Genomic DNA, 13,535 nt, shown 5'->3' on the forward strand with positions numbered 1-13,535 from the left:
TCCTTTTCTTTTTCCCAGACGGCGATGGCGTTTTCTCCAATGGAAAACCCGCCGCTTCGCTGTCTGAAGTGTCATTTTATTTTTTAGTTATTGCAGCTCCGCTATTTCTTTCGTCAGCTGCTGGATTTTCCGTTCCACTCTTTTTGCTTCTAAAGCCACTGGAACATTCGCATAATTGAGCTTCTTGAAGGTTTTCAATTCTGCTTTTAGATGCTCCAATTCGGTACGTTTTGTATCTATTTTCTTATTCATATTCGACTCCTTATTCGAAACAGCGACCGACTACGAAGGACCCGATCAAAACAGGTCCCTCTATGAACAAATGGACATAAAACAACAACGATCTGTAGGTACAGAGGCTCTTAATAATTCTTGATCTCTCCAACGGTCTCGTAATCCAAACGAGCAACGACTTCAGTCACTAATTTCACTGTATTGAAGTAATCGTCTTCGTGGATGATCGAGGTATGTGAATGTAAGTAACGAACAGGCACTGTGATGGCCAGTGACGGCACCCCATCGCGTGTCAAATGCATCTGTCCCGCATCCGTCCCTCCGCCAGCGATCACCGTGTATTGGAAGGGAATCTCTAACTCCTCCGCAACATCGGTCACGAAATTCAATAGTTTTTTATGAGGAACCATAGACGCGTCATAGATCAAGATCTGCGGTCCTTTTCCAAGAACAGAATCTGCTTCCTTCGGTGTCATCCCCGGTGTGTCTCCTGCGGTCCCTGTATCCAAGGCAAAAGCGATATCGGGATTGACGATGTGGGAGCTCGTACGTGCGCCTCGCAAGCCGACTTCTTCCTGCACGTCGCTGCCGGCAAATAAAACATTATGGTGTTCGCGCTTCGAAAGATTTTCCAATACCCGCAGCGCAACGGCTGTACCAATGCGGTTGTCCCATGCTTTTGCCAGCAAGAATTTTGACTTATTCATGCGTTGGTATTGAATGTACGGCGTCACCATGTCTCCTGGGCGAATGCCCCATTCTTTTGCTTCTTCCTCGCTGCTTGCACCAATATCAATAAACATATCTTTGATCTCAAACGGTTTTTTCCGTGCTTCCGGCGTCAAAACATGGGGAGGCTTCGATCCGATGACGCCATGGACAATGTCGCCTTTGCGGGTCTTGATTTCTACTTGCTGCGCCAGCATCACCTGATTCCACCAGCCGCCGATCGTTTGAAATTCTAAAAAGCCCTTTTCCGTAATTTTAGTGACCATGAAGCCGACTTCGTCTAAGTGACCAGAAATAAAGACTTTTGGTCCGCCGCCTGCGCCATGCTTTGCGATGACACTGCCCAGACCGTCAAAGAAAATATCATCTGAAAATTCCTTGGCGTAGTTTTTGAACACGTCTCTGACTTCTTCTTCATTTCCCGCGATCCCTCGCGCTGAAGTCAGATCGATCAATAATTGTTCTTCCTTTTTCTCCACTATAACTCCTCCTGTTTCCTTTACATACTAGTTGTTGCACCGCTCGAATACGCTGAAAAATAGCTTTGATCTTCATACAAAAAATAGGACGAGCAGTCGTTTTGCATAAATTCAGTATACCATTGTCAAAAAAATCTGCGAAGTATGTTGTATAATCACTGGGAGGTGATCAAATGGCACGCGAATTAGCGATCGAACTGACGATGATGGTAATGATCGAAAATGAGTTAGGAGAAATCTTAGTACAAGACCGTAAGAAAAAAGATTGGCCCGGCTGGACCTTTCCCGGTGGGCACGTAGAAACAAACGAAGGCAGCTATCATGCCGCCTTACGAGAAATAAAAGAGGAAACCGGCTTGTCTATCCAGCCCGTTCTGCAAGGAACAGCGGAATGGAACAATCAACGGAAAGGCACACGAGAACTCGCTTTTCTTTATACCGCCCATGTCGAAAAGCAGCCCTTGCCAGAAGCGCTCTTTTGGGTCGATAAAGAAACCTTGAACAAGCATTCCTTGGCTGGAACCTTGAACGAGCTGCTGCCGGTCTTTTTTGGCAACGAACAACAGAAATACTTTGACGTATAAAAAAAGAAGCCCTTCCTTTGCAGGAGCAGCTCCAAAAAGTCCGTGGATTCCTTTGACTTTTTGAGGCCGCCACTTAAGGAAGGCTTCTTTTGATTATGTGCGAACTTTTTTTAAGGACCACGTTCCTTTTTCCCGCATTGTGATCAGATGGATCACCCAGAAAACGGCTGCAAAAGCCAACAGGACCCCAGATTGAAAATAAAAGTTATCCAAAAAGACGCGGTCAAAATGAATGGTTTTTCCGATCAATTCATTGTTTTGGGCAAACCAGTACGTGGGCGTGAAGGCAGCGACCTTGTTCACTGCGCTTGGCAAAAATTCACTCGGCACGAAGACCCCGCCGACAAAACAGCTCCCCATAATGAAAATATTATTGATCCCGGCGATCGCATCTTCATTTTGCATGATGCTGGTGACCATGATCGAAAAGCTTACGATCGCCATGAAGAACGCCACGGTATTAAGAATGAAGTACCCGATCGCCTGATCAAAGCCGCTTCTGATAACAAGCTGGACGAAGGCTAAAAAGATCACCAAGCAAAACAGCGAATAGAGCAAATTTCCAAGGGATATTTTTCGCGCCAGTTTTCGTCGTGACAGTGGTGAACAGCTATTGCGACGACTGATCGTTTCACGATTAAAGGCAAGATTTACAACCGCATATCCGCTAAAGATCGACATGAACATCCCGTAAGACAGCAGATTATAAATCTGACCTTTGACACGCTGCGTCTTCCTTTTGTTGTAGCTTGAATCAAAATGAACACTGCCGGTCTCACTCAAGGTCGCTTTGGTTTTCTTTAACAGCTCGTCTTGACTAAGGTTCGGCAACTGTTTTTTATACGTAGAATACGTGTTTAAATAATTATTGATCGTCGTATCCACCAGTGATTGGGAAAAAGTCGCCGGACGGGTCTTGCTCGCCACCTTCACAGGCTTTCCTTCCGCTAGTTTTTCAGAGAAATCTTTAGGAATCTCCAGGATATATTCGACTTCGTTAAAGTAAAGCGCGTCATCCAGACTTTTCTGAGAGGTGTCCTTCAACTTGACGATCGTGTGCTGCTTTCCAAGGTACTCAACAAAGCCTTTTTCAATCGCGGAATCGTCCTTTGAAAGAATCGCGATCTTCGCCCCGCTCAATTCCTCTGCCTCTTGTGACAGTTGCCCTGCGTAAAAGAAGGTGATCACTGCCATGATGATGATCCCAAGAAGAAGCGAGCCCTTGTTCTTATTTAGAATTTGCAGAATCGCTCTATAAGTGGTCATATTGCACCTTCCTTTCGAATGAGTAATTGAGTAAGACAAACAATAAACCAAATCCTGCCAGCCAGATCATGTTGTGGTAAAACGGACGCAGCGATTGGTAATAAAACAACTGATACAGGCTTTCACTGATCAAGTTCACAATATTGATCCGACTCAAAAAGGGCGCGTGAACATCGATCCAATACTTGATCGACTGTGAGCCCATCATCCCTGCTAAAAAGCTCATGATCATCGAGATGGAGATGCCGATGGAAACCTTCTGCTGAAAATCGACTTTCGATAACGCATTTCCGATCAGCGTCCCAAAGGCGATCGATGTAAAGGTCCCCAGCGCACAGACGAACAAAATATAGTTCCATTGATCCCCAAAGGCGACTTGATACACAAAACGATAAAACAACAGGATCAGGACCGTTTGAACAAAGAACAAGACAAAACTTGCCAGCATATTTGCAAAGGACACCAGCAATTTGTTCCGCGGGATCAGACACAAGCGCATTCCCTCGGGTGATTGATTCGCCTGCTGGTCATTTGCATTACGCAACCCCCACATGAAGCCGTACATGATCGTCATTCCCACCAGCGTGAAGAAATAAAAAGATTTCAAGTTAAAATTCCCCGTATCATTGCCGTCTTCTATATAATTCTTTTGCTCTAACGCCTGATTGAGACGCTGCGGCTGAAGAGTGCCGGAAGCCATTAGGGTTTCAACTTTATTGGTGTTTTGCAAATATTGACTCAGCAATTCCTTTAAAATCGTTTGCTGCGTGCCGCTTTTGCTGACAAACAATTCGATGCGATCCGCGTCGACTTCAAAGTATCCTGAGAGCTCGTCGTCAGATAATTGCTTTTGCGCTTCCTTTTTTGAAAGCTCCTTGCCCTTGAAGATCACTTCATCGTCATTTTTGATTTCCTTCAGGACAGCCTTAAATTGAGTCGTTTTTGCTTCATCTTTTGCCACGATCCCCACAGTGGACGTTTTTATGGAGGACATCTGATCCAGGTTGCCAAAGGCCAAGTTGAACAGCAGCCCTAAAACGATAGGAAAGGCCAATGTCCAAAAAAGCAAGCTGCGGTTTCTCAGCAGGACCCGCAAGCGATAATAGAATAATCGTATAAACATCGTCTCACCCCTAATCCCTTAATTCTTTCCCAGTGATCTCCAAGAAGACATCGTTCAGCGTCGCTTCTTGGGTATGGATATTGGCATACATGATCTTTTCCGCTTCAAAGTAATTCAAAATCGGCAGCAGCGCTTTTTTCAAATCCTTCGTCGTCACTTTCAGATAGCTCTCGTCGTAGGCAACTTCCAAAATCGTAGGAAATGCCCCTACTTGCTCGACCTGCGCTCGCGTCAAGCCGGGTACTTCAATGATCAGCTTCTCGTTTTCTCTGACCATGTTCTTCAATTGTTCTTTGCTGCCTTCAGCGATTACTTGCCCTTGGTCGATGATCACGATATGGTCACACAGAATCTCGACTTCCTCCATATAATGCGTCGTGTAAACGATCGTTGCCCCTTGCCGATTCAATTCCTTGATACTGTCTAGGATCTTGTTGCGGCTTTGCGGATCGACCGCTACCGTAGGCTCGTCTAAAAAAATCAGTTCTGGCTTATGGACGATCCCGCAAGCAATATTCAGCCGTCGCTTCAAGCCTCCGCTAAGCTGCTTCGGATAGAATTTGCGGAACTCTCCCAAACCTACGAGCTGGATCACTTCCTCCACGTATTGCGCCCGCTTTTCTTTTTCTTGAATATACAATCCACAAAAGTAATTGATGTTATCTGTCACATTTAATTCTTCAAACAGAGCGATTTCTTGCGGTACGATCCCGATCTTTTGTTTGATGCCGTATTTTTCTGGACCCATTTCTTCCCCGAAAATTTTGATCGATCCCCGATCATAGGTCAGCAACGACAACACACAATTGATCGTCGTAGATTTTCCGCTGCCATTTGGACCCAACAAGCCTAAAATCTCGCCTTTTTTTACCGATAAATTTAAATGATTCAGCGCAGTGAAATCCCCGTAGCGCTTTACTAAGTTCTCGATCTCGATCAACATTTGAAAAAACTCCTTTTCCTTTTCTTCTTACATTTACTATAATGAAATCAAGAAGATCGCAGTAGTGAGTTTCCGCCAATTACAAAATGACAAATGTCATTTTGTGGCCCATTGAACGATATGCAGCGAATTTATTAGTCATTTAGGAGTACTTATGAGAAAACAGACAAATCATTGGATAGATTTTTTCTTTTTGGAAGTGATTGGTATCTTGCTGCTGATGCAGAGAGGCTTTGAACCCTATATGGTGGTGTTCCTGCTGGCAAGTATCTTACCTGCTGGACCGGCTTTATTGCTTGAAAAACCATGGAATCAGGTGCTGGGGACCCTTCCCTTGCTGCTGTCGAGTTTTTTCTGGCCGCCGTTAGTGGTCTTTTTACCGGCAAGTGTCCGGCTCGCTTTTCGGGAAGAGCTTCAGCTATATTGGGGCGTGATCCTGCTGGGGGTGCCGCTCCTTCTGGAGACCTACTCGTTGCCTGAGCGGCTGTTGGTGGTGTGTTTGATTGGATTTGCCCTTTTACTCGCCTGGCGAGAAAAAAAGCAGCGCGAGGTAACAGAGGATTTGCTGCAATTAAAGGATGACAGTTGGGAAAAGCAAGAACTGTTAAAGCAAAAGAATCAAGAATTGATCCACTCGCAGGAGACCTTCATTGATCTGGAGATCTCAGAGGAACGAAATCGGATCGCACGGGATATCCACGACAATGTCGGACATCTGTTATCCAGTGCGATCATTCAGCTTGGTGCTATCGAGGCCATCAATCAAAGCGACTGCCTAAAAAAGCCGCTTCATCAACTGAAAACGACCGTCCATACAGGCATGGACAATATTCGCGAGAGCGTTCATGATCTTCATGAGACCTCCCTGTCATTTGAAAAAGGGCTGGACTTATTGTTGGCGGATTTTCAGTTTTGTGAGGTCGCCCTTGATGGGACGATCCCCGATAGTTTGACGCCTGAACAGGAGCGAACCTTGCTGATGGTGCTCAAAGAAGCGCTGGCGAATGTGATGAAGCACAGCAATGCCACTAAAGTCACGCTTTCGTTAACTGAATTGCCTGCTTTTTACCAATTACAGGTCGCAGACAATGGAACGATATGCAAAAAAAAGGGCAGCGGGATCGGATTAAAAAGCATGCGGCAGCGGGTGGAACACATCAATGGTCAACTGCATCTCTCACAAAATCCCACCCATTTTTTGATCCATGTTGTTTTACCAAAGAAAGATTCTGATACGATCCGCCATCCCCGCTGATGGGGAGACTGGTCTTGATCCATGAATAGGAGGAAATGTATGATTCGTGTCGTCGTAGTCGATGATGACCCGTTAGTAACGGAATCATTGAAAACTATTTTAGAAATTTCCGATGAGATCCAAGTCGTCGGTACAGGAAATGCCGCCTCAGAAGCAGTCACCCTCTACTTGCAAGAACGCCCCGATGTTTTGTTAACAGATATTCGCATGGGAGAAAGTACCGGGATCGAAGCCGCAAAGGAAATATTCAAGCACGTTCCAGACGCTGCTATTTTGTTGCTAACGACTTTTTCCGATGACGAATACATCCGCGAAGCATTGCAGATCGGCGTAAAGGGCTACCTCATCAAACAAGACTTGGCCAGCATCGTCCCGGCGATCAAGGCAGTCACTAACGGCCAATCCGTTTTTGGCACAGAGATCGCAGGAAAGCTGGCGTCGATCCTGACTGATCAATTGCCCCGCAAACATCCGAGCGTAGAGCTGTCTGAACGAGAGAAAAGCATCCTGATCGCTGTCGCAAATGGAAAAAACAACAAAGAGATCGCGAAAGAATTATTTTTAAGCGAAGGGACTGTCCGCAACAATATCAGCCAACTGCTGGAAAAACTTGATGTGCGGGACCGCACGCAGTTAGCGATCTTTTATTATCAAAAATACCAATGAGCAGCGCGACCTGGGAAATGTTTTTTCTCAGGTTTTTTACTGTTTCTTTGCCATCGCTTTTTTTGCTTTCCTATCATTGATCAGTCCTTGGATATAGGCTTCTTTTGCTGAGAGCGGTCTGTTTCGTTTCTTTTTCGGTGGCGGATCAGCGACTGTGACAGCGGGAGAAACGTCTTCGTTCGTCGCAGGCGCCGATCCCTCAGAAACCATAACCGGCGTTTCTTTGACAGATGCCTCATTGGCTGCTTCTGCCGGCCGCTCTACGAACAGTACTTGGATATCTGCCAGCGTTTTGTTTTCTGGCAAATGTGCTTTGACTAACAGTACCGCTTCCTCATCGCTCAAGGATCTTGGATCAAACCCGTGGGGCACCATGATTTTAAGCGTCTCCTTCTCTGCTTCTTCCGCAGCTTCTGCTGTAACGATTTCTTGTGTAGGGGCTTCATTTGCAATAGGCACGGACGCTGACACTTCGTCCCCTTTTGACACTGCCGCCGACTCCTCTTCCTCTCCAAAGGTTTCTTTAGCTCCAGGACGATTGGATTTTAACAATTTGGTAAAGCGGCGGACGCCCTCGTTTTCAAACACCGTCAAGGTCGTCAGTATCTCCAATAGCCCGTCTGTCTCTGTTTTAGTGCGGCTTTCATCGCTGTCCCTGATCGTGAGAGAATGCCGTTTCCCGTTGGCATCCTCGAAGACTGTGAGGAGCCGGAGGTGTAGATCGGGATTTTTACACTCCCCCGTTCCAGGTGTCTTCAGTCGTTGATTGTATACTTGCGCCTGCTGCGTCATCCGATGGTACTCTTTTTTATTCTTGAACAGGCGATCAATGACCTGCCCCCAGTCGCCACCTGAAAAATACGATTTAAAATACACACAAAAATGGCGCAGCACATCACTCGGTTCGGCAGTAAGGAATATTTCACAAAGAAGTTCCCTTAAGAAGAACGAAAAATCCCCATTACAAAGGGCATTTCTGACCATGATCGCAACGGCATACTCCACGACCGAAGACGTATCTTTTGTAGCGGCAAAAAACGCGGTCATTTTTTTCTCTAATGATTGGCGCTTTATCCCAAAAATTTGTCGAGGCAATAAGGGTGTTTCAGGTTTTTTAACGGGCATCTTCATTCTCTCCTTCGTTGTGAACGCTTTCTAGTTAAGAAAATCATACCCCTTGTTGCGTAAAATTACTAACCCAAAATTATTCAAAAAATAAAATAATCGTACCACTTTCATCGGTAAAATGTTAATTTTCAGGTTATAAATAACTGTATATTTAGAATCAAACCCTATCAAAACCTCGTTAAATCTGATGATTGCATTTTTTGAATTTTATTAAAAAACATATTTTCCTTTTTAAAAAAAGCCGTAAAAATCCTCTTATAATTGCCTTTTCTCTCTAAAATGCTCTATAAAAAAACACGCCTCTTTTTTAATATTTGAAAAAAAGCCATAAACAACATTTATTGTTTATGGCTTGCTTCCTTTTATTTAATTTCGCCCGGGTTCATTTCTTGCCATTCGTTGCTTAAGAAATACGGGTTATTGATAGTGTAGTTTTTGGCCTGCGATTGATTGTTTTTCAAAAATGGTTTGATTTTTTTATCCGCCGCTAACCAGCCCTTCCAACCCAAATGGATCGTGTCTTGCATAAAGTAAGGCGTGTTTTGATCGTTCGTATAATCCGCAATATTCGTGAATCCTTGAGAGGTCAATTGGTACTTGATCTTCGCAGAGAATTCTTGCAGCATCTGATCTGAAAGCCCCGTGTATCGCGCCCAACGACCATTGACTGGCGGAATGATAAAGAGCGCATCCGCATGTTTCTTCGCAAGCTGATCCAACGCTAATTGGAAATCAGAGAACTCTGGAGAGTAGCGGTAATCCCAATTTTTTTGTGAATTGGCTAAACGGTTTTGATGCGGTTTGATCCGTTGATCATAAAACCGTTGTTGAATCCCAAATTCATTGCCTTGTGTTGCTTGCTTACCTAGCTGGTTCGCCAATGTATTCAGTTCATGAGCGTCGTATTCATCAGGCAAACGTTTCGTGTTTTTATCGATTTGATCTTGTTTGCTGATCATTCCGATCGTACTGAACAATTGATCTTCCCGCTCTAGCATATTGTATTTCAATTTGCTGAATGCAATATCCGTTTTATTCGGCAGCTTGCCCTTCATCACCGCATCAAGCATTCGATCTAAACGTTCGTCTTTTCTTACCACTCCGTAGTGGGTCAAACGTTGTGCCAAGTATTTGTCACTTTCGTCGACTTTTTTCAAATTCAACAACCAATTCAACGTTTGTTCTGGAGAATAATAGGCATCAAAGTAATCCCGCTTGATCCCGTTTTTAACAAACCATTGAGGAGAAATAATGAAGACGACTTTGCGATCCTTCAATTCATTTCCCAGCGATTGCATCATCATGAATTGCGTCAATGACTGCGTTCCTGGCGCCCCCATCAAGAAGGGTGTATACCCGCGATCATATTTCTCCGCTAAAACAGAGGGATGAAACGGACTGATCCGACTCAACTCAGAGGAGCCGAAAAAGGGTACATAGTTATCCGTACTTAGAGCTTCCTTTGTAATACTGTTTCCTCGTAAAACATTTCCAGCCATTGAACTTGATGCAGCTTTGATCAACTTCGGATCGTTGCTGTTAATTTTAAATGGTGAAAAAAACAGAAGAACCAATAAGACTGCCGCTAAAAGGACCGGCCCAAAGATACCGAAGAGTTTCTTTTTCATTAAGCTTGCAAAGCTTTCACTTGTTCAATGATTTTGTTCGGTGTGTTCCATTGAGCGCGGTCAAACTCTGATACAGGAACTTGAACACCTAATTGTCCTTCGATCTCAACCAATAGTTGGACTGTCGCTAAAGAATCCATCAATCCTTCTTCAAATAAATCTACATCTGGATTGTCTCTTACTTCTTCTGTCCCTGTAATATCTTCTAAAATGCTAAATAATGTGTCTTCCATGTCAATCGCTCCATTTCGTTTTTTAATTAGTACTTGGTTTTTTAATTATCATTGCTACACAAAAATTTCTCTGCGCCTACCATCCAGCTAAACGCTTCACGCTGTGTATGGTTTTTATATCTTTACATCAGCTTGAATTTTAACAAACTGCTAAAAGCTGGACTGGCAGCTAGCTCATCTCTATGAAATCATTTTTCAAGTGCGAAAAATGTTTTTATTTTCGTACGCCTACCATCCAGCTAAACGCTTCACGCTCTGTATATTTTTTATATCTTTACATCAGCTTGAATTTTAGGAAACTGCTAAAAGCTGGACTGGCAAATATGTTATGGAACCATAATTTATCCAAAAAGCCTGAGAAGATCAAAAAGCTTAGGCAGACGGCGTTGAAGGTCAAGAAGACGGCCAACGCATGGGTAAATTTGTTCGATGGTATCTGCTTTTTGTGTTTTTTCTTGAATCGCAGCCACGCATCGGTCAAGCAAATCAGTGCGGCATGGTAGAACCCGTATAAGATGTAATACCACGTCAGCCCATGCCAGACGCCCATGATCAAGAATAATGCGAAGTAGCCGACATTTGATGCCACGATCCGACTCTTGAAGGTTTTCTTTTTGATCAATGTAAACATCAAGCGCATATAAATGTAATCACGGAACCAGAAGGAAAGCGTCATATGCCAACGATTCCAGAATTCTTTGATGTTCCATGAAAGAAACGGCTTGTTAAAGTTCGGCGGTGTTTCGTACCCCATCAGCTTGCTGGTACCGACCGCAAACAAACTATAACCGGCAAAGTCAAAGAACAAATACATACTGTAAACATACATGTAACCGACCAAGCCCCATGAGATCCCGCCGTGGTGCATCGCGATTCGATCAACGATAGGCAGTAGAACTTGACCGAAATAATACCCGATCACGAATTTGTACAAAAACCCGACAAAAATATCATGAACACCTGCACCTAACAGATCGACATATTTTTCTGGTGTAGGCGGATCGTTCAAATCCTTTTCAAACCGGCGATACCGGTCGATGGGACCAGAGGAGATCGTTGGGAAGAACAGCAAGAACTTGATGTAGTTCAACGGGCTGTATTCCTTGATCATTCCATCCCGCATTTCCATGATCATCTGAACCGATTTAAACGTCAGATAAGAAATACCGAGGAAACCAACGATGGAATTTTGTCCATCCATAAAAGGCGTGACCTTCACAAGAATCAGTGGCAGGATGCTTAAAAATACTGAGAAATAAAAGACACCTGACTGGTTTTTGTTTTGCCGATACTTGTGATAGCTCCAAACCAAGAGACTTTGAAAGATCACGTAGCCGATCAGCGCCAGCCCTTGACGGTAATCCTTTCCGCCAAAGGAGATGTATAGGAAGAACAAAGTGATCAGTGATTGATACCAGTTGATTCGTTTGCCTCGAAACAGCAAACTTAAAATCAACGGCAAAAGTGTGACAATTAAAATGATAAAGTAGATGGGTGACGCATATGGCACCATGTGAGGAACGAACATTAACGATTCACCTCATTGATCAGTCTCTTGCGGTCGATTTTGCCGTTGGCTGTCAGCGGCAATTGCTCCACGTAGACGAATTTTTGCGGAATCATGTATTCCATGACGCCTTCAGCCAATTCTTCTTTGACTGCTTTCGTTAATTGATACGCTTTTTCAAAATCATTGTCATTGGCGACAACGTATGCGACCAATTGTTGAACCTTATGATCCTGGTATTTCGGAACCACCGTTGCTTGTTTCACATAGGAAACTTTTTCTAAATGATGATCAATGTCTTCCAATTCGATTCGGAAGCCATGAAGCTTCACTTGAAAATCGATTCGTCCTTCATAAAGCAATAGTCCATCTTCTTGCAATCGGCCTGCATCGCCAGTGTGGTACGCTGGCACACCGTCGATCTCGAAGAAAGCAGCCGCCGTTTTTTCCGGGTTGTTCATGTACCCTTTGGAAACGCTTGGCCCTTTGATGATGATCTCACCAGCTTCTCCTGGAGCGGCCTCGCGATCGTCATCATAGATCAGCACATCGGTGTCTTCTTTGATATAACCGATCGGTACACGGTCATATTCCGCCAAGACCTCTGGGGTCACTTCGATTTGCGTCATAGCCACTGTGGCTTCTGTTGGTCCGTAAGTGTTAAAGACTTTCGCCTTTGGAAAACGCCGCAGCAGTTCTTCCGCGGTCTTACGAGGCAGCTCTTCTCCGCAGAATTGGAAGATCTTCAAGGAAGGCACATGCTCGCCGTCGAAGGTTTTTTCCATTAAACAAATATCCATGAATGAAGGGGTCGATACCCAAACTTCCAGGTCCAGCTTTGGCAAGAAGCTGAATAATTTTTTAAAGTCGTTGATTACTGCTTTTTCCATCGGGATCAGCGTACCGCCGCTGCAAAGTGATGGATAGACGCTCATCACAGATAGATCAAAGGAATACGGTGCCTGCGACAAGAAGCGCATGCCGGCTTCGATCCCAAAATCCTTCAGATCCCAGTTAACAAAGCTCAGTAAATTCGTGTGGCTGATTTGTACACCTTTTGGTACGCCTGTCGTTCCCGAGGTAAAGATGATGTAAAATGTTTCGTCGTCAGTGACTGGCTCCAAAGCCTGCGGTTCTTGTGCTGTCTTAAAAATCTCAGCAAGCGCTGCTGGCGATACGACTGGAACAGCTGTAGCGACTTCTTCTGGCCAAGGCAAGACACTTAGGATCATCGTTGGCTGTGCCACTTCTAAAATCAATTGAATCCGATCCAATGGTGTGTTGGATTCGATCGGAATATAGGCGTGTCCGCTTTTGGCAGCCCCTAAGAAGCTGGCGATCATTTCCACTTCCAATTCGCCGAATACGACGATGGGTGTTTTCGCTGCGGTTTGCTTTGCTAAATAATGTGCTAAGTTATCCGACCATTGTTTTAAGGTACGGTAACTGAATTGTTCTGTTTCAGATTGATAAGCGATCGCCTCTGGTGTTTCATTTGCCCAGCGATCGATTGCTGTAATGATGTTTCCCATGATTATCCCCCCGTTCGGTTCAAGCACGAACTTTGATTAAAATTCGTTGTAGATAAAATTACCGCCTTGGATGCTCTTATAATGGTATAAGTAGATCAATATCAAAAGGACGGCAAAATAGAAAATCGTCTTTCCAATAAAACTTAACCAGTAACGAGTGGCGGGTCGCTTAAAAAACTCCTTCATCCAATCGCCCTCTCTTAATTTCTTTCATTGATTAGTATTATA

At 44.3% G+C, this 13,535-nt stretch carries 14 protein-coding genes; 3 read left to right on the forward strand and 11 right to left on the reverse strand.

Translation table 11 applies throughout. The features are described 5' to 3' along the window. Positions 1–87: 87 nt before the first annotated feature. Together I592_RS21655 and I592_RS12180 are read right to left on the reverse strand one after the other, a co-directional pair. Complete coding sequence (locus I592_RS21655; protein ID WP_010779901.1) at positions 88–252, reverse strand: hypothetical protein; 165 nt, start codon at positions 250–252, stop codon at positions 88–90. 110 nt (positions 253–362) lie between these two features. Next, on the reverse strand, positions 363–1,442 hold the full coding sequence (locus I592_RS12180) for a M42 family metallopeptidase (protein ID WP_010779900.1): 1,080 nt from the start codon (positions 1,440–1,442) through the stop codon (positions 363–365). A gap of 173 nt (positions 1,443–1,615) precedes the next feature. Here I592_RS12180 and I592_RS12185 point away from each other — a divergent pair, with 173 nt between their 5' ends. Further along, positions 1,616–2,026, forward strand: a complete 411-nt coding sequence (locus I592_RS12185) for an NUDIX domain-containing protein (RefSeq protein ID WP_010779899.1) — start codon at positions 1,616–1,618, stop codon at positions 2,024–2,026. Positions 2,027–2,119: 93 nt separating this feature from the next. Here the strand turns inward: I592_RS12185 and I592_RS12190 are convergent, their stop codons facing one another. The 3 genes from I592_RS12190 to I592_RS12200 are packed head-to-tail and all read right to left on the reverse strand — an operon-like array spanning position 2,120 to position 5,358. After that, entirely contained in the window at positions 2,120–3,292 is a 1,173-nt protein-coding gene (locus I592_RS12190; protein ID WP_010779898.1) for an ABC transporter permease, read from the reverse strand. Then, positions 3,279–4,415, reverse strand: coding sequence for an ABC transporter permease (locus I592_RS12195; protein ID WP_010779897.1), 1,137 nt, complete (start codon positions 4,413–4,415; stop codon positions 3,279–3,281). The genes I592_RS12190 and I592_RS12195 overlap by 14 nt, the downstream gene beginning before the upstream one ends. A 10-nt stretch (positions 4,416–4,425) precedes the next feature. Further along, positions 4,426–5,358, reverse strand: a complete 933-nt coding sequence (locus I592_RS12200) for an ABC transporter ATP-binding protein (RefSeq protein WP_010779896.1) — start codon at positions 5,356–5,358, stop codon at positions 4,426–4,428. 154 nt (positions 5,359–5,512) lie between these two features. Between I592_RS12200 and I592_RS12205 the strand changes: the two genes are divergently transcribed. Then, positions 5,513–6,613 (forward strand): sensor histidine kinase, encoded by a 1,101-nt coding sequence (locus tag I592_RS12205; RefSeq protein ID WP_010779895.1) that lies wholly within the window; start codon positions 5,513–5,515, stop codon positions 6,611–6,613. Between the two features lie 39 nt (positions 6,614–6,652). Then, complete coding sequence (locus I592_RS12210; RefSeq protein WP_010779894.1) at positions 6,653–7,279, forward strand: response regulator transcription factor; 627 nt, start codon at positions 6,653–6,655, stop codon at positions 7,277–7,279. A 36-nt stretch (positions 7,280–7,315) separates the two neighbouring features. Here I592_RS12210 and I592_RS12215 read toward each other — a convergent pair whose 3' ends face one another. The 6 genes from I592_RS12215 to I592_RS12240 form a co-directional block, all read right to left on the reverse strand. Beyond that, entirely contained in the window at positions 7,316–8,404 is a 1,089-nt protein-coding gene (locus I592_RS12215; RefSeq protein WP_010779893.1) for a hypothetical protein, read from the reverse strand. A gap of 365 nt (positions 8,405–8,769) precedes the next feature. Beyond that, the gene (gene dltD / locus I592_RS12220; RefSeq protein WP_010779892.1) at positions 8,770–10,035 is read right to left on the reverse strand and encodes a D-alanyl-lipoteichoic acid biosynthesis protein DltD; all 1,266 of its coding nucleotides are present in this window, start codon (positions 10,033–10,035) and stop codon (positions 8,770–8,772) included. Continuing rightward, entirely contained in the window at positions 10,035–10,268 is a 234-nt protein-coding gene (dltC, locus tag I592_RS12225; protein WP_010779891.1) for a D-alanine--poly(phosphoribitol) ligase subunit DltC, read from the reverse strand. The genes dltD and dltC overlap by 1 nt, the downstream gene beginning before the upstream one ends. A 274-nt stretch (positions 10,269–10,542) precedes the next feature. Beyond that, complete coding sequence (gene dltB, locus I592_RS12230; RefSeq protein ID WP_010779890.1) at positions 10,543–11,796, reverse strand: D-alanyl-lipoteichoic acid biosynthesis protein DltB; 1,254 nt, start codon at positions 11,794–11,796, stop codon at positions 10,543–10,545. After that, a complete protein-coding gene (gene dltA, locus I592_RS12235; RefSeq protein WP_010779889.1) occupies positions 11,796–13,307 on the reverse strand; it encodes a D-alanine--poly(phosphoribitol) ligase subunit DltA in 1,512 nt (503 codons plus the stop codon). The genes dltB and dltA overlap by 1 nt, the downstream gene beginning before the upstream one ends. Before the next feature lie 36 nt (positions 13,308–13,343). Further along, on the reverse strand, positions 13,344–13,493 hold the full coding sequence (locus I592_RS12240; protein ID WP_010779888.1) for a teichoic acid D-Ala incorporation-associated protein DltX: 150 nt from the start codon (positions 13,491–13,493) through the stop codon (positions 13,344–13,346). Positions 13,494–13,535 lie beyond the last annotated feature (42 nt).

It is taken from the genome of Enterococcus gilvus ATCC BAA-350, assembly GCF_000407545.1.
GTDB classification, from domain to species: Bacteria; Bacillota; Bacilli; order Lactobacillales; family Enterococcaceae; genus Enterococcus_A; species Enterococcus_A gilvus.

Coding starts and splice junctions, on each gene's coding strand:
- I592_RS12200 (WP_010779896.1), bottom strand. CDS start 5,358: ATGTTGATCGAGATCGAGAACTTAGTAAAGCGCTACGGGGATTTCACT.
- I592_RS12190 (WP_010779898.1), bottom strand. CDS start 3,292: ATGACCACTTATAGAGCGATTCTGCAAATTCTAAATAAGAACAAGGGC.
- I592_RS12205 (WP_010779895.1), top strand. CDS start 5,513: ATGAGAAAACAGACAAATCATTGGATAGATTTTTTCTTTTTGGAAGTG.
- I592_RS12215 (WP_010779893.1), bottom strand. CDS start 8,404: ATGCCCGTTAAAAAACCTGAAACACCCTTATTGCCTCGACAAATTTTT.
- dltB (WP_010779890.1), bottom strand. CDS start 11,796: ATGTTCGTTCCTCACATGGTGCCATATGCGTCACCCATCTACTTTATC.
- I592_RS12185 (WP_010779899.1), top strand. CDS start 1,616: ATGGCACGCGAATTAGCGATCGAACTGACGATGATGGTAATGATCGAA.
- I592_RS12210 (WP_010779894.1), top strand. CDS start 6,653: ATGATTCGTGTCGTCGTAGTCGATGATGACCCGTTAGTAACGGAATCA.
- I592_RS12240 (WP_010779888.1), bottom strand. CDS start 13,493: ATGAAGGAGTTTTTTAAGCGACCCGCCACTCGTTACTGGTTAAGTTTT.
- I592_RS12195 (WP_010779897.1), bottom strand. CDS start 4,415: ATGTTTATACGATTATTCTATTATCGCTTGCGGGTCCTGCTGAGAAAC.
- dltA (WP_010779889.1), bottom strand. CDS start 13,307: ATGGGAAACATCATTACAGCAATCGATCGCTGGGCAAATGAAACACCA.
- dltD (WP_010779892.1), bottom strand. CDS start 10,035: ATGAAAAAGAAACTCTTCGGTATCTTTGGGCCGGTCCTTTTAGCGGCA.
- dltC (WP_010779891.1), bottom strand. CDS start 10,268: ATGGAAGACACATTATTTAGCATTTTAGAAGATATTACAGGGACAGAA.
- I592_RS21655 (WP_010779901.1), bottom strand. CDS start 252: ATGAATAAGAAAATAGATACAAAACGTACCGAATTGGAGCATCTAAAA.